The organism is Microcoleus sp. BR0-C5 (genome assembly GCF_036705045.1).
GTDB lineage: Bacteria > Cyanobacteriota > Cyanobacteriia > Cyanobacteriales > Microcoleaceae > Microcoleus.
On sequence record NZ_JAUBTR010000023.1, the window covers coordinates 56,672 to 77,891 of the forward strand.

At 45.4% G+C, this 21,220-nt stretch carries 13 protein-coding genes; 4 read left to right on the forward strand and 9 right to left on the reverse strand.

Annotated elements, in window-relative coordinates; translation table 11 throughout:
* Nucleotides 1-39 precede the first annotated feature (39 nt).
* Nucleotides 40-939 carry a pentapeptide repeat-containing protein gene (locus tag QUB08_RS13465; RefSeq protein WP_333225176.1) on the forward strand — a complete coding sequence of 300 codons (900 nt, stop codon included), beginning with the start codon at nt 40-42 and terminating at the stop codon, nt 937-939.
* A gap of 376 nt (nt 940-1,315) precedes the next feature.
* Complete coding sequence (gene cutA, locus QUB08_RS13470; protein ID WP_333225177.1) at nt 1,316-1,636, forward strand: divalent-cation tolerance protein CutA; 321 nt, start codon at nt 1,316-1,318, stop codon at nt 1,634-1,636.
* A 67-nt stretch (nt 1,637-1,703) separates the two neighbouring features.
* On the opposite strand, the gene QUB08_RS13475 is transcribed toward cutA, so the two are convergent.
* Both QUB08_RS13475 and QUB08_RS13480 read right to left on the reverse strand, forming a co-directional pair.
* On the reverse strand, nt 1,704-2,243 hold the full coding sequence (locus QUB08_RS13475; RefSeq protein ID WP_333225178.1) for a DUF2231 domain-containing protein: 540 nt from the start codon (nt 2,241-2,243) through the stop codon (nt 1,704-1,706).
* Nucleotides 2,244-2,293: 50 nt separating this feature from the next.
* A complete protein-coding gene (locus tag QUB08_RS13480; protein WP_333225179.1) occupies nt 2,294-2,572 on the reverse strand; it encodes a hypothetical protein in 279 nt (92 codons plus the stop codon).
* A gap of 211 nt (nt 2,573-2,783) precedes the next feature.
* On the opposite strand from QUB08_RS13480, the gene QUB08_RS13485 reads away from it, so the two are divergent.
* The gene (locus QUB08_RS13485; protein ID WP_333225180.1) at nt 2,784-3,953 is read left to right on the forward strand and encodes an FAD-binding oxidoreductase; all 1,170 of its coding nucleotides are present in this window, start codon (nt 2,784-2,786) and stop codon (nt 3,951-3,953) included.
* A gap of 54 nt (nt 3,954-4,007) precedes the next feature.
* On the opposite strand, the gene QUB08_RS13490 is transcribed toward QUB08_RS13485, so the two are convergent.
* The 7 genes from QUB08_RS13490 to QUB08_RS13520 all read right to left on the reverse strand — a co-directional run bounded on the left by QUB08_RS13490 (nt 4,008) and on the right by QUB08_RS13520 (nt 17,163).
* Nucleotides 4,008-5,117, reverse strand: coding sequence for an ATP-binding protein (locus QUB08_RS13490; protein WP_333225181.1), 1,110 nt, complete (start codon nt 5,115-5,117; stop codon nt 4,008-4,010).
* A gap of 4 nt (nt 5,118-5,121) precedes the next feature.
* Complete coding sequence (locus QUB08_RS13495; RefSeq protein ID WP_333225182.1) at nt 5,122-8,829, reverse strand: PAS domain S-box protein; 3,708 nt, start codon at nt 8,827-8,829, stop codon at nt 5,122-5,124.
* Nucleotides 8,830-8,912: 83 nt separating this feature from the next.
* Nucleotides 8,913-11,699, reverse strand: a complete 2,787-nt coding sequence (locus QUB08_RS13500; RefSeq protein ID WP_333225183.1) for an adenylate/guanylate cyclase domain-containing protein — start codon at nt 11,697-11,699, stop codon at nt 8,913-8,915.
* Between the two features lie 57 nt (nt 11,700-11,756).
* A complete protein-coding gene (locus QUB08_RS13505) occupies nt 11,757-13,313 on the reverse strand; it encodes a PAS domain-containing sensor histidine kinase (RefSeq protein ID WP_333225184.1) in 1,557 nt (518 codons plus the stop codon).
* Complete coding sequence (locus QUB08_RS13510; protein ID WP_333225185.1) at nt 13,310-13,846, reverse strand: Rab family GTPase; 537 nt, start codon at nt 13,844-13,846, stop codon at nt 13,310-13,312. Before QUB08_RS13510 ends, QUB08_RS13505 begins: the two co-directional genes overlap by 4 nt.
* Nucleotides 13,847-13,848: 2 nt before the next feature.
* The gene (locus QUB08_RS13515) at nt 13,849-16,548 is read right to left on the reverse strand and encodes an OmpA family protein (RefSeq protein WP_333225186.1); all 2,700 of its coding nucleotides are present in this window, start codon (nt 16,546-16,548) and stop codon (nt 13,849-13,851) included.
* 6 nt (nt 16,549-16,554) lie between these two features.
* Nucleotides 16,555-17,163 (reverse strand): hypothetical protein, encoded by a 609-nt coding sequence (locus QUB08_RS13520; protein ID WP_333054328.1) that lies wholly within the window; start codon nt 17,161-17,163, stop codon nt 16,555-16,557.
* 1,129 nt (nt 17,164-18,292) lie between these two features.
* Between QUB08_RS13520 and alaS the strand changes: the two genes are divergently transcribed.
* Nucleotides 18,293-20,944, forward strand: coding sequence for an alanine--tRNA ligase (alaS, locus tag QUB08_RS13525; RefSeq protein WP_333225187.1), 2,652 nt, complete (start codon nt 18,293-18,295; stop codon nt 20,942-20,944).
* Nucleotides 20,945-21,220 lie beyond the last annotated feature (276 nt).

Sequence of the window (21,220 nt, forward strand, 5' to 3'; positions counted from 1 at the left end):
TGGATCGAAACCCCCCAATCATAGAAGGTATGATGCCCTATGGAAGTTAGTGAACTGCTCAACAATTACGAAAAAGGAGAAAGAGACTTTACTGGAGCCGACCTCAGCGGGAAAAACCTCAGCGGAGCAATCTTAATCGGAGTCAACCTTTCGCGAGCTAATCTTTCCGGGGCCAACCTCAGTAGAGCGTTTCTCACCAAAGCAACACTCAAAGGTGCACAGATGCAAAGAACAAATCTGACTTTTGCCAAAATGGGCGAAACCCAACTTTCGGGTGCAGATTTGACAAAAGCTAATTTGAGTGGAGCTTTTTTGGTAAAAGCAAAATTGCCCAGAGTAAAGTTAAGCGGCGCAACTTTAACAGGCGCAAACCTGCGGGGTGCTGTGTTGTGGAATGCCAATTTGTGCAGCGCCGACTTGCAATTAATTAACTTGCTGGGCGCGAATCTGACGGGAGCTAATGTTAAGTGGGCCAACCTTTACGGTGCAAGGCTCAACAGTGCAAAACTTTTTGGAGCTCAATTAACCGGAGTCAGTCTGCGGCGAGCGCAGTTGGCAGGGGTGAATCTCTGCGGTGCAGATTTGAGCGGCGTTAACGTCAGCGAAGCTAAACTAATGGGAGCTAATTTGGAAGGCTCGAATTTGGCGGGGGCGAATTTCAGCGCGGCTCAGTTGCGGGGGGTGAAGTTGGCGGGCGCAAACTTAACCGGGGCTAAGTTGAGGGGAAGTTGTTTGAGAGGGGCAAATCTGAATTGGGCAAAGCTGTGTCAAGCAGATTTGATGTCAGCAGATTTGAGCGAGGCGACGTTAATAGGAGCTAATTTAGATAATGCTTTGTTGGCGGGAGCTATTTTGCCGGATTCTACTAGGCGCTATTTTTCCTTAGCTGGCGCTGGCAAAGTCAATTCTTGGGAAGTTACGGAAATTAAAAATGGGTAATGGGAAAGGGAATTTGGAAGTGGGGAATGGGTAATTGCGTATCTGAATGGGATTTTTGGGCCGGCATCCCGCCCAACCCCTACTCCCCACAATAATTTCCTCCAACTTGACTGTAAAATTTAGATGCGACACGATCAATTATAGCGGTTCTCAGAAAGATTCGCGGACGTAGTTGGGCTTCAGCCCTCTTAGTTTAGTGGTTGTATAAGCTGTCAGTCATACCTCATCTTTTTGAGAAAAGCTATAAATCCGGTAAATAGAATTATTAAAAGTGGTAGATATCCGCGCCGGGAAAGGCTTTGCCCTCTAGCTACAAAGAATTACGCTCAAGGTTTTGTGTTCAAATCAATTCTTTAATCTCAAATCTAAAATCGTTATGACTGTTAATTTTGGGGTGGTGCTGGTAACTGTGGCATCGGAGACCGAGGCGGAGAATCTTGCGAAATCTCTAGTAGAAAACAAGCTGGCTGCTTGTGTGAGTTTGTCGCCAATTCGCTCTATTTATACTTGGCAAGGCGAGATTCATTCCGAGTCTGAGTGGCAGTTGGTAATTAAAACTGATATGGCTAAATTTGAGGCTTTAAAAACAAAAGTTCAGGAACTCCATTCCTATGAAGTTCCCGAAATTATTGCTATTCCTATTATCGCTGGCAGCTATGCTTATCTGAATTGGCTCGGACAATCTTTAAGTTTGTAGTCAAGACTTTAGTGCTAAAGTGTCAAATCAAGAGGGACGGAAGTCCCTACTACAAACGGTCACAAACCTAAGAATTATGACTTGTAGGGCCGATGACGCCGATTTTGTGGCGAAAACTTAGTTCGCCGCCGAACCAGCCTGTAATGCCCAGCAAGGTCGCAACGACGATCGATATTGCTAAACCTGTATATACTATTGGCTCAGCCGGATTTCCTTGTCGCAACAGCAAGTTAATCAGGGAAAGTACCAAAGCCGCCACATTGCCCCCCATGTGCAACCAACCGGCACTGCGATCGCGCACTCTTTTTATTTTGAAAAAATCTAAAAAGCCCGTGATTCCCGCCAAAATCCCCGCAGCAAAACCAGCACCAATCAGCCAAACCGAAGCTCTCGCCCAAAACGGATCGCTTGTCAGCCAATAACCGATATCCGTGCCGGCGGCTCCTACTAAAAAGGCTACCGGAAACACGATCAGCACTGGGTGGAGGGGATGACCTGCAACTGAAACTGTACTTGTAATGCCAGCATCGCGGTACTCTGTGTCGTCACTTTCGAGAATCGGCGGAATATTGGGATAGGGCGTACTATTTCTGGGATTTGTTTCCATGATTTCTACGATAACTTTTGTACAAAAAACCCGTTTTTATTGGATTGAACTTAATCCCAAACCCGTTCGCCATTTTCGTCAACGCGGGCCTGCCGAATTACGTCGGAAATTTCGTCGGCGTCTTTGACGTGGTGCAAAGCTTTCTTTTCCCCATCCGGTTCTTCGACGATTACATAAGTTGGAACTGTAACAACATCTCCCACGATGTCTGGTACGTGGTCTACCGCCAGTTGCTGGGCTTTTTCTTCAATGGTTTGCGGTTTGTCGGAAATGCGATCGCCCGGATTAACAGTGCGCTCCATATCTTTGCCTGGTTTGTCGATACTCATAAAAACCTCTCTGGTATTTCTAATTTTTTGCTGACTCTAATTCCTACTATTGAACGAAAAATCTCCCTGCACAAACATCTCCCGACGGGTGGAAGTTTCAGTTATGCCGATCGCAGGCAGCCTCTTCCTGTAGGTAGAGGCTTTTCGATTGGTTCCGAAAAAAGCTAAGCTAAAATCTAAGCATGATATTTTTCTTCCCTTTGAGTTGCTCATGAAAAGTTACGATTGGATTGTTGTCGGCGGTGGCATTACGGGTGCTGCACTGAGTTACGAACTGGCAAAAAAAGGTTTTGCCGTGCTGCTTTTGGAACGAGATGCTACCATGCAGAATGCTACTCGTTTTAGTTATGGTGGCTTGGCTTATTGGTCGGGAACGACGGATTTAACTCGGCAATTGTGTCGGGAAGGTATCGAACGCCACCGCAATTTATCGGCGGAATTAGATGCTGATACTGAGTTTCGGGAATTGGATTTGTTGCTGACAATTGATGCGGGTACTGATGCCGAAAAAGTGGCATCTAATTACGCGCATTTTGCGATTGTTCCGCAGCTTTTGAGTGTTGCAGAAGCTGGGGAGTTGGAACCTTTGCTGAATAAAAGTGCGATCGCCGGAGCTCTGACTGTGCGCCACGGTCACATTTCGCCGATTGCCACAAATAAAGCTTATTGTCAAGGGTTTCTACGGTTGGGAGGAACGATAGAATTTGCTGAAGTAATTGGGTTTATAGAAGAGGGAAATCGGATTTCGGGAGTCAAGACGGCGCAGGGAATTTATCGTTGTGAAAATACTGTGGTTTGTGCTGGAGGTTGGAGTCGGACTTTGCTGAAAGCCGCTGGTGTTTCTGTGGGAGTTTATTTTACTCGCACGGAGATTTTGGAAACTGCACCTGTGGATTTGAAACTCAGGACTTTGGTGATGCCTGCGGTATTAAAACGTTTTGAATTGGAAGCTGAATCGAGTAGAATTGAGGTGGATTTTCTTTGGGATGAACCGGGTAAAGAGTTACAGCCGCCGATTTTAGATGCGGGTGCAATTCAATTTAATGATGGGAGTTTGCGGATCGGGCAATTGTCTCGCACTTTGAGCGATTTGAATGCTAAAGTCGATCGCGAAACCAGCGAAACGGCAATTCGTGCAGGAATCAGCAAGGTTTTGCCTGATTTGGCAGGTTTATCGGCAACTTGGCACCAGTGTAGTGTGGCATTTAGCGCTGATAATTTGCCTGTAGTGGGGCCGATCGCCGATCGCCCTGGATTGCACGTTTTTTCGGGTCTCAGCAATCCTTTGACTATTGTACCTGCTTTGGCTGAGCGATTTGCGAAGGCGGCGGGGGGAGAAGAAGATAGGGCGATCGAGCTTTTATCTCCCAACCGATTTTAGATTTTAGATTTTAGAATTACTCCGGGTCAACAGTCAACAGTCAACAGTCAACAGTCAACTATACAAAGGCAGCGTGACAATAAATGTAGTACCTTTACCTAGTTCACTTTCCACACTTATTGTACCGCCGTGCAGGTCAACTATGTGTTTGACAATGCAGAGTCCCAAACCCGATCCTTTAATTTTGCCTACATTAGCACCCCGTTCAAACTGCTGAAATAGTTTTCCTTGATATTCCGGTGTCATCCCAATTCCCTCATCTCGAACGCACAAAATTATTTGTTGGTTTTCGCAGCTTAAGTCTAAACTGACATTGCCGCCGTTTGGAGAATATTTAATGGCGTTGGAAAGCAAATTAGTCAGAAGGTGGTGCAGTAGTTTTGCATCAAGATTGGCGTGCAGCGGATTTGTGTGACTGCGGAAATGTATTAGGTGTTTGTCGGTGACGATAGGTTGCAGTTCTTCTAAAATAGAATTGCATAAATCCGTCGCATTAATCGGATTTAAATTTAATGAAATTTTGCCTGATTCTGCTTTGCTAAGAATTAAAATATCTTCCAGCAACCCACTCATATTACTGACTGCTTTTTTAATCCTATCAACATTTTTATTGGTAGTTCCGAGGCTTTTTTGCAATTCGCTATCTTCTAGCATTTCAGCCGATAACTGTATGGTAGTTAAAGGAGTGTTTAAATCGTGGTAAGCCATTGAAATAAAGCGCGATCTATTTTCGCTTTTTTCTGCTGCTAATGCCATTATTTTTTTCAGACTAACTGCTTCTTGATGTTTGCTCAGTGCTATCTTGATAGTGGCGTGCATTTCTCTTTCTTTAAAAGGTTTGAGCAGGTAGCCGTAAGAACCAGTATTTTCGGCTCGCTGCAAAGTTTCGTCGTCAGCATAGGCAGTTGTATAGATAATTGGTATATCTAATTCTTGATTAATTATTGCTGCTGTTTCTATGCCGTCAATGTCGCCTTTGATAACTATGTCCATTAAAATTAAATCGGGTTTTAGTTCGCGGGCGCGCTGGATGGCATCGGCTCCTGAAGAAACGATATCGGCGATTTGATATCCCAACTTTTCTAATTTCGGAGATAAGTTTTTAGCAATTAACAATTCGTCTTCGACAATCAAAATATTAATTTTTTTTTCGGCAAAACTCATTTTGTTACAATCTTTGAAAGTAGTTTAACTCGTTAAATTTCAAGTGAAAAGATGTACCAAATTCTCTGGATATTTCGATGGTTCCTTCCAACTGCTCGGTTAAAGTGCAGACAACTTGAAACCCCATCGATTGAGTTTTCCGAAAATCTAAGTTTTGAGGAAAGCCAATGCCGTTGTCCTTAACTAAGAGGTTGATTTCTTGATTGCCCGTTTGATAGCATTCTACACTAACTGTACCAGTTGTGCCATCAGGAAAAGCGTGTTTCAGCGTATTTGAAACCAGTTCATTGGCAATTAAACCGCAGGGAGTAGCGGTTTCAAGATTTAGGAAAATTGGCTCAGCTAATACCTGCAACTGAATTTGGTTGTTGCTAATATTGTAAGAGTGAAACAAGTTACTTACCAAATCTTCAAGATATTCACCAAAATTAATTTGCGCTAGGTTAGTCGATCGGTACAGTTTTTCGTGAATCAGAGCCATAGAATAAAGACGATTCTGACTTTCTTCAAACATTTTGCTTACTTGCGGGTCGGCAACTGTGTTCGATTGCAATTCTAACAGACTGGCAACTACGCAGAGGTTGTTTTTGACGCGATGGTGAATTTCTTTAAGCAAAATTTCTTTTTCTCTGAGGGAGTTTTTCAACTTTGCTTCCGCTTGTTTGCGTTCGCTCAGTTCAGCTTGCAGTTGCTGGTAAAGTAGAGATTGCTGAATGGCGATCGCCAATTGATTCACCAACTGCTGAAATAAATTGATTTCCCATTCTTTCCAATCACGAGAACCATCACATTGGTGGGCAATCAGCAATCCCCAAAGTTGGCTGTGCTGAATAATCGGCACTACTAACTTTGCCCTAACTTGAATCTGTTTCATAAACTGGGCCATACAAGTTGTAAGGGAGGGATCATCTAGTTGGGAGATCGCACAAATTCGCCCTTGCAAATAAAGCTGAGAACTTTGGGCCGGAAAAACCTCTTCGCCAAAACATCTATCCACCAGTGGGCTGCATCCTTCTGCAACGGCTTCAGCAATGACTCGGCCGCCTTTTTCGGGTAAAAGTTGATAAACCAAAACTCGATCGGCTAATAATACTTGCTGGAGTTCCGCAACCGTGGTGTTGAGAATTTCCTCTAATTGCAAAGACTGGCGGACACGACGGGCGATCGCCTCCACAAGCCGTTCTTGCTCGAACTGCCGACCCCTAGCGAGTTCGGCGTATTTAGAATTGCTGATATCGGCGGCATAACCAATAATTTCGATCGGAATCCCCCTGCTGTCAACCAATAGTTTTAGTTCCGTCCTTAGCCAGCGGTAAATTCCGTCTTGATGTAGAAAACGATACTCGCAAATGCAATTTTTTCCCTCGGACAAATCCGAAAAATTTACTAAAAATTGTGGTCGATCTTCAGGGTGGATTCGGCTAGACCAAAATTTAGAATCTGCCAACAATTCTTGGGGATTGCAGCCAACGATTGTCTGAACATTGTCGCTGATGTAAGTAGTACAAAAGTCCCCCGTAGGTGCGGCTGTAAAAATTACCGCCGGATTAGAAGCCAGTAAAAATTGCAGGCGTTCTTTTAACTGCTGAAATTCCATTTCTGCCCGCTTACGATAACTGATATCTTCGATCGCCCCCATACTGTAGAGAGGAATGCCCTCGCGATCGCGGATCAGCGTCACCGTCAAGTTTGCCCACATCAGCTCGCCATTCTTCTTAATCAAGCGTTTTTCCCTTTGGAAGCGAGAAATCTTGCCACAGATCAACTGCTTGACTTCCTCTACATCTGCGTGTAAATCTTCTGGATGCGTGAGTTCACTAAAAGTCATGCTAGCCAACTCCGAATCGCTGTAGCCCAACATCTGGCGGTGAGCTTCATTCACTTTGATCGTGCGGTAGTCGCGCACGCTTGCCAAACCAAGCGCGATCGGAGCATCGTCAAATAAGTTGCGAAACTTTTCCTCACTCTTTTGCAGTGCAGATTCTGCCTGTTTGCGGGCGGTAATGTCTCGGGCGACCCACATCACCCGATCGAGCTCCAGCGGCGAAATACTGGCATCAAACCAAAATAACTTGCAGCCAATTTCCATCCTGTATTCAACTCTGTGGGTTTGCCCAGATGCCAATGTTTGGCGAATGTGGCCCAGGGCAAAATTAGCTTCCGCTTCTGGGAAGATTTCGGCGAGGGTTTTGCCCAGCACTTCAGGAGCAGGTTTGTACAGCAGTTCGGGAGCCGTGGGGGCGATTTTGAGGTAGCGGCCGCTGGCGTCGAAAACCAGCACGATATCCGTCATGGCGTTAAACAGCGCCAGCAGTTCGGCTTCGGATTTTTGGAGTTTTTCTTCGGTCAATTTGCGATCGGTAATGTCGGTGTCAGTGCCAGTCAGTCGTAATGCCTGGCCAGAAGCCGATCGGATCGCGCTGCCGCGGGCAAGTATCCAGCAGGTGCTGCCGTCTTTACGCACCATCCGGTGTTCTATTTCATAAATTTCTGTCAAACCCTCTAGATAAGCATTTACTGCTTCGGCGACTGCAACTCGATCGTCGGAATGAACGTGAGACACCCAATTTTCGATGCGGTTGGGAATCTCTGTTTCCTGATAGCCCAACAAAGCTTTCAAAGACGGAGCAATGTAGATTTCATCGGTTTCCAAATTCCAGTCCCAAACCCCCACTTTGCCTGCCGATACTGCCATTTCGTACCATTGTGTCCGCTGCTGCACTCTCCGTTCTAACTCTGTATTGAGCTGCTGCAAAGCGATTTCTGCTTGTTTGCGATCCGTGACATCCCGGCCTGCAGCTTGATACTCGACGATTTGTCCGCTCTCGTCAAATATCGCCCGATCGATCCACTGCTGCCAGCGAATTTCTCCGCTCGGCAAAATTACTTGGTGCTCGCAGGTAAAAATAGGGTTGTCGGGAGACACAGAATTATATTGCTCTTGAAAAATTTCTCGGTCTGCAGATGGCAGCAGCGACATGAAGCATTTGCCGAGCAAGTCTTCTGGTTGCACGCGGAAATAGCAGCAGTAAGCTTGATTGACAAAAGTTATTTTACCGTCTGGGAGGTAGCGGCAAATCAGTTCGGTTTGGTCTTCCACAATCGCCAGGTAGCGCGCCTCGCTCTGCCGCATGGCATTTTCGGCCTTTTGGCGATCGCTGGCTTTTTCTAGTTCACAATTGCCCTCTAACAGTTCGCATTTTTCCTGGAGTTTTGCCACTTCTTGATGCAGTGCCTCGATCCAGCTATACATTGCTGGGCGAATCGTTTTTTCGCTGACTATACCTACTGGCTGACCCCGTTCATCTACAATAGGCAAGCAATCGATCGAGTATTGACAAAATAGCTTAAATGCGGTAGTAATATCTGTAAATTCTGATTCTTGTAAGACAATTAAATTCCGCGTCATTGCCTCGGCAACTTTCATGCCTTGCCATCCGTATTCGGAGGCGGCTAAGTTCAGCACATCTTCCGGGCTTAGCACTCCCACTAGCTGATTTTCATCGACAACTAAGACGCAATTAATCGATGCTTTTACAGTTTCGTTTGAGTCGGGAAGTGCAGGGGCATTAGGCAGTGGGCAGGGGTTGATCGTCCGACGCATCAGGGCGATCGCATCCCCGATGGAAGTTGAGGGCGCAACCGTCACAGGATGGCGATCGACAGCTTCGTCGGGCGATCGTAAATTGGCCGACAAATTAGCAAGTTCCATTAGTCTGGGTCAAAAAGTATTGTTAATTAACTTTAGCAACACTTTTAGTCATCAGCCAGATGACTTATGACTGATGATCGGCATTATTTTCTACCAATGAGCAGATAAGTTTTCATTTCCCCTTTGCCTTTAACTTCAATAGTTCCCCGCTCCTGAAATACATATTTGTGTTCTAATAACTTATAAGTAGTTTCGCTGACTTGAATCCGCCAAGGCAAACCGTGAGATTCCATGCGGGAAGCAATATTTACTGTGTCGCCCCACAAATCGTAAATAAACTTTTTGATGCCAATTACTCCGGCAACAACCGGGCCGCTGTGAATGCCGATGCGAATGCTAAAATATTTATTATGGCTAGCATTAAATCGGGCTATTTCTGCTTGCATATCTAGGGCCATTTGGGCGATCGCCTCTGCGTGGTCTGCCCTGGGTTCAGGGAGCCCTCCAACCGCCATGTATGCGTCGCCGATGGTCTTGATTTTCTCTAGGCCGTGCTGTTCGCACAAAAGGTCGAATCCTGAAAAAATCTTATTGAGGAGCTCCACAAGCTCGATCGGATTCATGAGGGCAGACAAAGCAGTAAACCCTACAATGTCTGCGAACAAAACAGTCACTTCTGGAAAGTATTCGGCAATAGTAGTTTCGTTTTGCTTAAGGCGTTCTGCTATTGCCTTGGGCAGGATATTTAACAGCAGCTTTTCTGATTTTTCTTGTTCTTCCCGCAGGGCATCTTCTGCTTGCTTGCGTTCCGTAATGTCGTGATAACTCCAGACTCGGCCGATAATTTTATCTCCCAGCCGCTGCGGTTCCGAATAGCGTTCAAAAAATCTGCCGTCTTGAAATTCCAACAAATCGTAACTTTCGGCTTCGGGCTGCTCGTCAAGCGATTCTATTCTCTCTTGAAATGCTTGGGGGTCTTTGAGCTGGTTCAGGACAAAGGCGATCGTTGCCGCGTTATCTCGCAGTGCCATCACTTCGTTAGGTATGCCCCACATTTCCACAAATTCTCGATTGAAAGTGACTATTTTTCCGCTCCTGTCAGTAGCTAAAATACCATCAGCAGTAGAATCAAAAGTTGCTTGCAGCAGGGACACAGATTTTGCCAGGGCGTCTTCTGTCATTTTTCGAGCAGTAATGTCTCGCAAAATAGCGCGAATCGCTACTAGCGAACCATCCGCAAACTTACAGCTTAGGCTGCCTTCCAACAAAATTTGTTCGTGATATTTAGTGATAAATATTACTTCAATCGATTCTGGATACAAGGTATTTTCATTTACAGTTTTTTGGGTAAAAGCTTGATATAATATATCCAGAGACTCTTGGGAACTGTTGGGATGAATAATATCAAAAACAGTCATTTGAGCAATTTCTGCTTCGGTGTAGCCCAGAGTTTGCCGCCAAGCCCGATTTACATACAAAAAATGACCGTCCGCTCCTATACTTTGAATTAAGTCAGTAGCATTTTCAAATAAGTCTCGCAGTTGTTCTTCGCTTTCCCGCAAAGCTATTTCCGCTTGCTTGCGCTTGATAAATTGACCGATTTGGCTGCCGATTGTCGCCATTGTCTGGAGCAATTCTTCATCAAAACACTGCACTTCACGGCTGAAAAAAGTCATCACCCCCAACACAGCTCTTGCAGAAGTTTCCGCCTCGTAGTCGCCCAAAATTGGGAAACCAAAAGCTCCGTATAATCCTTCTTCTGCGGCTATTTCTCGGCGCATACAACTGTCGCTTTTTGTGACATCGGCAATCCACTGAGATGAACCGCTAGCCCAAACGAAACCCGGTAATCCTTCGCCAAACGCACAAGTCATTTGTTCGGTAAATTCGGCAAATTTGGGGATAGAAACTGAGCGTTTTGTCCAACTGGCGACGCAGCGAAGCAAATTGGGGTCGGAAACCGCAGTTATTCTCTTAGTTTCTGACAACAGTTTTTCCCCAGCTTCAGGCATCCACAGTTCGGCGGTATCCCATCCCAAGCTGTCGCAAATTACGGGGAGAATTGCTGCTATAGCTTTTTTGATTGTTTCGGATGCCGACAGGATGCGAGTGGTGACGTACTGAGCTGTTTTTCGCTTGCGGGCGCGCTGTCTATCTGTGACATCGCGGCCGATGTACACGAAATCTTGAACGGCGGGCGAAGATCCAGAAATGCCTTTAATGTCCGTCGGAATCGCCGTACAGGAAAACGAAACGGTGAGCTTTTCTCCGCTTTTTGCCGTGCAAATTACTTCAGTGTTAGTTCGAGATTGTTGAGGCGGATATTGACTGACTGCTTGCAAAGATGCGCCCACAGCAGCAAGAACTTCTATTTGCTGGCCTACTAATTCTGATTCGCTGTAACCGAACAAATCTTGAGCAGCTTGATTGAGTTTTTTTATTTTTCCCGAGGCTGTTGTTACCAACAAAACTTCTGCCATTGAAGTAATAATTTTTTCAACATAATTATTAGTTGCGGCTAAGGTACTCAATAAAATATCCATTTCATTGGTAGCTTGGACTAGAGTTTGTTCTAAAGCCATCCTGTCGCTTACGTCTTGAAAAAATATAATTAATCTCTGATAATTCTCGTCATTGGTGAACTGCACGATATACATATCAAAATAAAGCCGCGAGCCATTTTCTAATACCCGCGTGATCGCTTTTAATTCAAAATTTGGCAAACGTCTTTCAAAAATATCGATTAAAATTTCTTCAGTTCCCACCAATTCGGGGAAGGGAATGCGGACATCGTTGCCGGCGACTACTTCATCGGGAAAGTCGCCGAACCGCTCCACTTTGAGAGACTTCTCTTGGATTAAAAAATCTTTATCCAGTGCTAGGTACTCCAAGTGGTGGGGAACTAACAGTTTTTTAAACAAGGTTTTCATGTGAGATTCTTAGTAGTGAATGCGCCCTGTGTATCGAATAATCGAAAATCCATCTATTTATCTCTGTTTCTCAAAGGGAATTCTGACTATAAAGGTAGTGCCTAACCCGATCTCGCTGGAAAATTCGATTTGACCTCCGTGCAAATCTACACACTGCTTGACTATGGATAAACCCAGTCCTGTACCGGGTATTTTTCCGACATTTCTGGCTCGATAATAAGATTCAAATAGTTGTTCTTGGTCTTCGATAGGAATGCCAATGCCTGCGTCTTTAATTTTAAATGTGGCTTCTTCATTATTCTGACAATTTAATTCAAAATAAATATTGCTGTCAATCGGCGAATATTTGAAAGCATTTGACAGCAAATTTGTCAAGATGTGCCGCAGCAATTTTGGATCTAGTGCGGGCAAATGTTGCGTTTCCTGCGAGTCGGTATCATTTTTGGTCGTGGGCGTAACTAATTCTTGATAAATAAAGTTAATTGTATGATTTTTTCCATAACTAATTTTAATGGATTCTACTAACTCGCTGCAAAATTTTTTTAAGTCAACTGGTGCGGGATAGAATTCGAGTTTTCCTGCTTCGGCGCTGCTGAGCAACCGCACGTCATCTAATAGCTGAGCCATTTGTTGAGAGGCTGATTTAACGTGTTGCAGGTATTGGTGTTTTTCCGTGTGGGTGATTTCGTCGCCGTAGTCTTGGAGGATTTTAGTAGCAAATAATACTGTACTTAAAGGATTGCCGAATTCGTGAGCGATCATCGAGAAAAAACGAGATTTTACCTGTCTGAGTTCTTGCTCTTTTGCCAAAGAGCGACGAATTTCTATTTCTTGTTGTTTGCGTTCTGTGATGTCCCTGCCTATATAAATGAAATCGTAAAGTCCCTCTAATTCTGTCTGAATTGCCGAACAGGAAAATTCTACCCAAATTTCTTCTCCTGCTTTAGTAGTGCAGACTATTTCTAGTTCTCTACGCAGCTCTTTATGAGACAAAATATAGCGGTGGCGAGCTTGGTAAATTAATGTTTCTTCTACTAATATTAAACACAGGGGATGGCCAATTAATTCTGCTTCGCTATACCCAAATAACCATTGGGCCGATTGATTGATTGTTTTGATAGTTCCTAATGTTGTTGTCACCAACAAAGCATCGCCCATCGAACGAATAACTTTATCTATATAATCTTTAGAAGCGGCTAAGGCACTAACCAACAGATTAGCTTCATTCGCCCTCTGAATCAACGATTGCTTCATTACCATCTTTTCGGTGGTATCTTCAATCAAAATTAGCAATTTACTTGGCACATATTCTTGTTCTTCTTCATATTTGATAGCCAACATATCAAAGTATAAAGGGCGGTTCGGGTCTGCAAACCGAGCGATACCTTTGATTTCAAAACCAGGGAGCCGTCCCATAATGATAGACATGAGGATATTTTCAATGCCAATCAGTTCGGGAAAACTCAGGCGAGCATCTGCACCTGGTATCGCGTCGCCCGGAGTATCGGCATAATGCTGCACTTCGGCGGAGGTTTCCTGAATGATGAAATGGTGATTTACTAGAAAATACTGTGTTTGTCGCGGGCCTAACAGCTTTCTTAACAGGGGGTTCATAGTTGTTCTACCATTGTGTAAGCTAGTTTGTAGAAAATTTCGTCAACGTCTTTGCCGGTTTTAGCAGATGTCGTGCAAACTGCTATTACTTTGTCTTGACCTATCGCATGGGACATTTCCACTAGCAGCGCCAATTTTTCCTCGTCAATTAAGTCTACTTTGTTCAAAGCGACGATAATTGACCCTTTAGGATTGACGGAAGAATAAAGCTGAATGTGTTCGGAGATTCGCTCAACTGTTTCGGATCGGCTGACATCGGCAACGATTAAAACGCCACTAGCTCCCTGCAAGTAAGTCGGTGCTATTCCTTTGAATTTTGTATGCCCTTCTAAGTCCCAAATCAGCAACTGTGCAGTCACGTTTTCCCGCTGTTTTACATTTTCTAATTCTACGTTTTTGCGAGAAATTTTTACTCCCACGGTAGAGAGGTATTGGTCGGTGAATTGCCGATCGACAAAACGGCGGATCAGGCTGGTTTTGCCCACACCAAAATCGCCGATCATACACATTTTTTTAGCTATAGTAACTGACATAATTATTTACTGTTTATGGTGTTAGTTATTGGTTCAAATACCACGCATCTGCTTAAAAGTCGTGGTTGATTGGGTTCCACGTCGGCAGGAGGATGGGGGATGCCAACCGTTTGGAGGCGCTTTGGGTCAGCACCCAGCCGCAAGAGAGCATCTCGCACTGCTGCGGCACGCCTCAGCGACAACTGTTGATTTGTAGAAATTTCCCCAGTTCGATCGCTGTGCCCAATTATCTTAATCTGTTTTTGAGGATATTGATCCATGAAATTTTTGACACTGGCGATGATTTCTCCGTATGTAGGGTCTAATTTTGCCGTTCCTTGCTGGAAGTAAATGCGGCTTGTAATTTTCAGCGGATCTAATTTAATTGTGCTAATCACCGATTGAACACCGGGAATTTGCTTCAGGGACTGAGCTATTTTCTGTGCGTCTGCACCGTCTCTAACAGTACCCTCTACTGTAACTTTGCGATCGCCATACCGCGTAGAAATAGAAAGGCCCTCTTTCTGATTCAAAACAGCGGTAATCCGCTGTACCTCGGCAGCCGTCAAAACTGGATCTGGGGGGACATCTACAGCTAGAATTCTATTATCTAATTGCAATTTCGGTGCAGTTGATGCGGCTATTTTTGCAGCTTGTGCCCGCAATTCTTGATTTGGCAACTTTCCGGTTAGCTTTAAAGTTTTGCCATCAACTGCAACATCTAAGCGGTAAACTGCTAATTGGGGAGTGGATGCTAAAGCTGCGAGGGCATTTGCTTCGAGGCGACGGTAAATGTTGCTGCGATACTGATAAATCCCCCAAGGTACTAAGATTAAGCTCAGGGCGGCTAAACTGATAGCCGCTAGGGCGATCGGGGGTTTTGTTGATTTTTCTTTTTGCAGCGTGTCGAATAAACTTTTTATACACGGGTGCAGCGACTCCGGTATAGTACCGGGGTCGCCATTAAACTCGTGAATTACTTTAGCATAATTAAGGATGAGATTACTAACTGTTTGCCGCAGTTTGTTGATGAACGACTGTGGCGGTTCTCCTTTTATCACGACGGCCATGTAGCAATATCCCGCTACTTCTAGCATAATTTTTGAGTCGCCGTATTCAATTTGATTGAGTTCGGAAATTTCTCCCGGCTGCACGATGCACTCGTTAACAAAGCTGCGAATAGCTGTCAGCATTCCTGCTACCATTTCTGATTCTAACTGGTAGCTTTCTGAGTTTTGAACTTCGGAAATAATCAAGCCTGATGCTTTATGAATTAAGAATGCTGCTTGGACGGTAAAGGGTATTGATTCTTTGAGGATTAATTCAGCTTCGGAGACTCCTTGTACTTTGGAGCGAATTTTGCGCTGAACTCCTTCGACGCTGAGGGCATTTGACACTTTTTCATTGATTGTCTTGATAGCTTCTGCCATGTATCGGGAAATTGTACTGCCAATTACGGGATAGAGCGCATCCACCATAGAGTCGCGTTCGAGTCTTATTTGGGCTGTAATCGCTTTGCCCATTTCGGGGGCGAGGGCTTGAGCGATCGACTCTTGGTCAAGGCGAATTTGCTCTTTAATTGCCAGACCAATTTCTGGGGCGATCGCGTTAGCAATATCCGCTGGCGAATTCACTATTTGTTGAGCAAGTGCGTCGGGAAGCAGCTCAGCTATTGCCGCACTCATTGCCGACTTGTTTTCCTGAGTTTTTGCCCTGATCACTTCGTCAATAATTGGCACCATCGCCTTAACAACTTCTTCCCTGGAATCGGCCACTTTGCGGCTGAGAATTTCTGCGATCCAAGGCAACATCAACTCAATCAACTCTTGGGGATCGTAGATTTGGTGCTCCAATTTTCCTAATTTATCGTCGATTGTTGTCATCAGGTGGCGCACCCCCGGCAAGTCATTTTCTGCCAGCAGATTTTTGACTTGCTCGATATCCGACATTTTTGAGCCGAACATCAGATTTTGCAGCCTTTCCATGGCGCTGTCGGCTTCATTTAAATCCTGTTTAATTTGACCTAATATTTCTGCTGGCTGTTCTCGTAAGTTGGGAATTTCTAGAGGCAAAGCCACCGCAGCATTTAAATATGCAGTTTCTGGTGGATCTGAGACTGTGGAAACTATGAAGTCATTGGGATTTTCCGAGGATTTTGACTCGGAATCGGTTGCGGAAACATCTTGTAAATGCCGATCAAACTCCTGGAATTTTTGAGCCTGTACGTACTGTAGAGAATCTTTCATTGTCAAGTTAGACAATTCTTCGACAGGCTTTGATTCCTCCTCCAAATCCGGCTGGGCGATCGCGGAAACATCTATAGTTTTAGCTGAGGAATAGTCTTTTTCCAGTTCTGAAGTGTTGAGTTTGTGAGTAGCGAATAGCAAACTTTTGAACTCGTCTGCAACAGGCGGGGAATCCCCAGACTCCGGTTGGCGAGCGCCTGTTTCGGGTACACTCGCTGCAACTTCCTCTGGCGCTTGCTCAGAAATACCTAACAAATCCATCAACCCGCCGAGGACCCCAGCTTGATTATTTTCCCCGCTGCTGTCACCTTCGATCTCTGCATTTTGCTGGTTGGAACCACCAAAAATTTTGAGATCGACTAACAGATTCAGCAAGGGTTCTAGCTGGGTTGCTACATCGGCAGCAGACTCGTCAGGTTGAGAAACAAAACCCTCTAACTCATTTTCGTCAGCCGGATTTTCTTTCGGTAAAGCCATGCGTTATTATCCGTTATGGTGGCGCTCCGGCAACAGAAATTCGGTATTTAACTTATTATCCGCAACGCCTTTAAGTTCGGGTACAAATTCTGTTCCTTTGAGTCTCATGCCGAGTTCAAACAGAATTTCTGCCATGTCGTCTCTAGAAACTTTAACATCTCTGAGCATAGAAAAGCGACGATCGAGCTCTTCAAAAACCTGTGTTTTCAAAGTGCGGGTTTCTTCAGATAGTCGCTCTCTGGTTTGGGAGAGTTCGTCGCGAAGCGAACTGGTTTGATTGTCTATAGCCTCGTCGAGGGCTTCCATGCTGCTGGAGAATTTGCGGTTAATGCGATCGACTTGCTGACGGATATCGGCGCTTTCTTCTTGGGTGTTTGAGGTGAGCGATTTAACTTTCTTTTCTAACGAATCAACTGCAGCCCTCATTTCTCCTGAAAGAACTGTTTTTACTTGTTCAATGCGAGTTTGCATATCTTGCTGCATCATCGACAAGTCGGAATCTATTTTATCGAAGCGATTGTCGTATTCTCTAAGCTGCGCTCCGAAAATTATATCCCGGATCTGGTCGATATTTCCCAGCCGTTCGCGCATTTCTTCTTTAGTTATTTCGGCCATACTTTTACCTGGAATCTCTGGAGATTGTGAGTTTAAGAACTGTGCTAGTGATTTACGACAGTTGTTGTTGGCACTAGCTTTTTTGAGTGGGCGGGCTGTTATTGCTTGAACTCTCACCCCTGCGTCGGGGATGGGATTTTTTAGAGTCTTGACTCTAAATATCCTGAGATTCAAATTTTTGAGCCTGGTCTTGTCACCAAAAATGGCGGTTGGCTATCCTTGGCTTGCAGCAAGCTCATAGAAGCGTAGATTTTGCTGCTATACAGCACAGCAGGGTAGGTTTTAATGTCTTGACTGACATCCTCAATGATATCGCATCTTGACAGTGCCTCATACCACAGCGCTGGAGTCCCGCCAAAAAGCGGGCGGGCGTGATCCCCGTCCCATTATATATAATATAACTCAAAAGCTGCACAGATCGCTCGCCGATCGGCTCCGAGGGCTGTTGCCTTTGACCTGAAAGCACTTATACAGTCGAACTCTGCCCCTCTCTCTCGCTGCCCCTCTTCCCCTCTCCTCCTGCGATCGTCTTATAAAAATTCATAGGGCCCGATCGACAGCGATCAGACCCAATAATATGAGAACTTTGTTTTTTCTAACAAACGAGATGTGTTTCCGGTTGAGAACTGTTACTTACTAGGGTTTACAACTTGTGCAGCTTTACTTTTAATCCGCAACGACAACTAAGTCTGACTCGACTGCGGTTTGGCTTGACTGCTCGATCGGCAGTTCGCCACTATTCCAAGTTGTGTTCGGTTAATTTCTGCTGCGCCTCGGAATCTAGACCGGAGACACCATGCCTATATCCTCGAACTTTCTTTCTAAATATAGCGACCTCCTGTTTCTTTCTTTCCCGGTGTCTATTATTAAGTTAGCACGAGCTTTCCGAGGAGTAAAGCACTATTTGCAAAACTTGATAGGTCTTTACATTACTAAGTATAATGATATAAATATCCACATAGATGTAAGTTAGCACTCACGCACTCCGAACAAAGAAACCGGGTTTTTTCACCGAGATTGAGGATTTTAAGCAAGTATTTTGGTTTAAAAACCCGGTTTCTGGACACCCGTGCGTAAGTCCTATAAATTCTATTGCTGCTACATCTTTACATACTTAACTGTTTTTGTCATGTCTATTTCTCCTAAGTTTCTCAGTGGCAGCCAAATCCGCCAAACATTCCTCGACTTTTATGCCCAGCGGGGACATAAAATCTTGCCGAGTGCTTCTTTGGTGCCGGAAGATCCGACAGTGTTGCTGACGATCGCCGGAATGCTACAATTCAAGCCGATATTTCTGGGACAGCGCACAGCAGAATCACCGCGCGCGACGACTTCTCAAAAGTGCATCCGCACCAACGACATCGAAAACGTCGGCCGCACCGCCCGCCACCACACGTTTTTTGAGATGTTGGGCAATTTCAGTTTCGGGGATTATTTCAAGAAACAGGCGATCGCCTGGGCGTGGGAACTTTCCACGGAAGTTTTCGGTTTACCAGCGTCCAATTTGGTTGTTAGCGTTTTCCGAGAAGATGACGAAGCTTTTGCGATTTGGCGCGATGAAATTGGCATTCCGGGCGATCGCATTCAACGCATGGGAGAAGATGACAATTTCTGGCAATCCGGGCCGACAGGCCCCTGCGGCCCCTGTTCCGAAATTTACTATGATTTCCACCCAGAAAGAGGAGACAATATTGACCTCGAAGATGATACCAGGTTTATTGAATTCTACAACCTGGTTTTCATGCAGTACAATAAAGATGCAGAGGGCAATTTAACACCGCTGCAAAATCAAAATATTGATACTGGCATGGGACTGGAACGGATGGCTCAAATCCTCCAGAAAGTCCCCAATAATTACGAAACAGATTTGATTTTTCCGATCGTTCAATCGGCGGCGGAACTTGCCGGGATTGATTACCACAATAGCGATGAAAAAGTCAAGGTTTCGCTGAAAGTAATTGGCGATCACATTCGGGCTGTGGTGCACATGATTGCGGACGAAATTCGCGCGTCGAATGTTGGTCGGGGTTACATTTTGCGGCGGTTGATTCGCCGGGTGGTGCGCCACGGGCGACTGATTGGCATTCAGGGCGAATTTACGGTGCGGGTGGCTGAAAGTGCGATCGCCCTTTCGGAAGCAGCTTATCCGAACGTGCGATCGCGGGAAGCTCAAATTAAGGCGGAATTGGCAAGGGAAGAGGCGCAGTTTCTCAAGACTTTGGAACGGGGAGAGAAGCTGCTGGAGGAAATTGTCGATCGTACAAAACAGCAAGCAAACCAACAAATCAGCGGTCAAGATGCTTTCACTCTTTACGATACCTACGGTTTCCCCTTAGAACTGACACAAGAAATTGCTGAGGAACAGGGAATAACTGTAGACTTGGACGGATTTGAAGCGGCGATGAAGGAACAGCAAACTCGTGCTAAAGATGCTCGCCAAACCATCGATTTAACCGTGCAGGGTTCTTTGGATAAGTTGGCTGAAACAATCCAAGGAACTGAGTTTGTCGGTTATGCTGAATTGTCGAGTTTAGCTGAGGTGGAAGTTATCTTGGTTGACGGCAAATCGGTGGAGGAAGCAGCCGCCGGTACCGAGGTACAAGTTGTTTTGAACCAAACGCCGTTTTATGCTGAATCCGGCGGACAAATTGGGGATAAAGGTTATTTGAAAAGCGGAGATAATGGTGATGGTTTGTTAGTAAGAGTTCATGATGTGAAGAAGGAATCGGATTTCTTCGTGCATTTCGGCTTTGTGGAACGGGGAACGCTGAGAGTTGGCGATAGTATTACTGCGAAGATTGACAACAGCGGTCGCCGCCGAATTCAGGCCAACCACACAGCAACTCACTTATTACAATCAGCTTTGCGGAAAATTGTCGATGATTCGATTTCGCAAGCGGGTTCGCTGGTATCCTCAGAAAGATTGCGGTTTGATTTCAATTCTCCGCGCGCTGTCACAGCAGAAGAGTTGCAGAAAATTGAGGATTTAGTTAATAGTTGGATTGCTGAAGCCCACGCTGCGGAAGTTGCCGAAATGCCGATCGCCCTTGCGAGAGAAAAAGGCGCTACTGCGATGTTTGGCGAGAAGTACGGCGACGTGGTGCGAGTTATCGACTTTCCCGGCGTTTCGATGGAATTGTGCGGCGGAACTCACGTCAGCAATACCGCAGAAATCGGGCTGTTTAAGATTGTTTCCGAAGCGGGGGTAGCGGCGGGAACTCGCCGGATTGAAGCGGTTTCGGGACAAGCTGTTTTGGACTATTTGAACGTGCGGGATAAGGTAGTGCGTGATTTGGGCGATCGATTTAAGGCGAAGCCTGAAGAATTGCCAAACCGGATTACTAATTTGCAGAATGAGTTGAAGGATACTCAGAAACATTTGGCTGCTGTCAAGTCGGAATTGGCGATCGCGAAATCCGACCAGTTGCTGAGTGCGGCTGAGGATCTCGGCGAATTCAAAATCATTGTAGCTCAATTGGGAGATGTGGATACGGAAGCGCTGAAAACTGCGGCGGAAAGATTGCAGCAAAAGTTAGGAAATGCTGCGGTTGTTTTGGCATCAATTCCTGAACCGGATAAGGTAAGTTTGGTGGCTGCTTTCAGTCCTGAAGTTAATAAAAAAGGATTGCAAGCTGGCAAGTTTATCGGGGGAATTGCTCAAATTTGCGGCGGAAAAGGCGGCGGGCGGCCGAATTTAGCGCAGGCTGGGGGACGCGATGCTAGTAAGTTGCAGGAAGCGTTGGAAAGTGCTCGCAATTTGTTAGTTGAAGGGTTGGGCTAGTCTGGGTTTTTTGTAGGAGACTAAAACTCTTTGTATCTCTCGTTTATCGCCGAGTCTCGATCCCCCTAAATCCCCCTTAAGAAGGGGGACTTTGATCGGAATCTTGTCCCCCCCTTCTTTAAGGGGGGCTAGGGGGGATCTAGCTTCGGCAGTAAACAGAAGGTAATACATTTTTATCTCTCGTTTATCGCCGAGGCCAGATCCCCCTAAATCCCCCTTAAGAAGGGGGACTTTGATCGGAATCTTGTCCCCCCCTTCTTTAAGGGGGGCTAGGGG

Excerpts from the sequence above, each read along its gene's own strand:
- QUB08_RS13465 (WP_333225176.1), top strand. The coding sequence starts at position 40 with ATGGAAGTTAGTGAACTGCTCAACAATTACGAAAAAGGAGAAAGAGAC.
- cutA (WP_333225177.1), top strand. The coding sequence starts at position 1,316 with ATGACTGTTAATTTTGGGGTGGTGCTGGTAACTGTGGCATCGGAGACC.
- QUB08_RS13475 (WP_333225178.1), bottom strand. The coding sequence starts at position 2,243 with ATGGAAACAAATCCCAGAAATAGTACGCCCTATCCCAATATTCCGCCG.
- QUB08_RS13480 (WP_333225179.1), bottom strand. The coding sequence starts at position 2,572 with ATGAGTATCGACAAACCAGGCAAAGATATGGAGCGCACTGTTAATCCG.
- QUB08_RS13485 (WP_333225180.1), top strand. The coding sequence starts at position 2,784 with ATGAAAAGTTACGATTGGATTGTTGTCGGCGGTGGCATTACGGGTGCT.
- QUB08_RS13490 (WP_333225181.1), bottom strand. The coding sequence starts at position 5,117 with ATGAGTTTTGCCGAAAAAAAAATTAATATTTTGATTGTCGAAGACGAA.
- QUB08_RS13495 (WP_333225182.1), bottom strand. The coding sequence starts at position 8,829 with ATGGAACTTGCTAATTTGTCGGCCAATTTACGATCGCCCGACGAAGCT.
- QUB08_RS13500 (WP_333225183.1), bottom strand. The coding sequence starts at position 11,699 with ATGAAAACCTTGTTTAAAAAACTGTTAGTTCCCCACCACTTGGAGTAC.
- QUB08_RS13505 (WP_333225184.1), bottom strand. The coding sequence starts at position 13,313 with ATGAACCCCCTGTTAAGAAAGCTGTTAGGCCCGCGACAAACACAGTAT.
- QUB08_RS13510 (WP_333225185.1), bottom strand. The coding sequence starts at position 13,846 with ATGTCAGTTACTATAGCTAAAAAAATGTGTATGATCGGCGATTTTGGT.
- QUB08_RS13515 (WP_333225186.1), bottom strand. The coding sequence starts at position 16,548 with ATGGCTTTACCGAAAGAAAATCCGGCTGACGAAAATGAGTTAGAGGGT.
- QUB08_RS13520 (WP_333054328.1), bottom strand. The coding sequence starts at position 17,163 with ATGGCCGAAATAACTAAAGAAGAAATGCGCGAACGGCTGGGAAATATC.
- alaS (WP_333225187.1), top strand. The coding sequence starts at position 18,293 with ATGTCTATTTCTCCTAAGTTTCTCAGTGGCAGCCAAATCCGCCAAACA.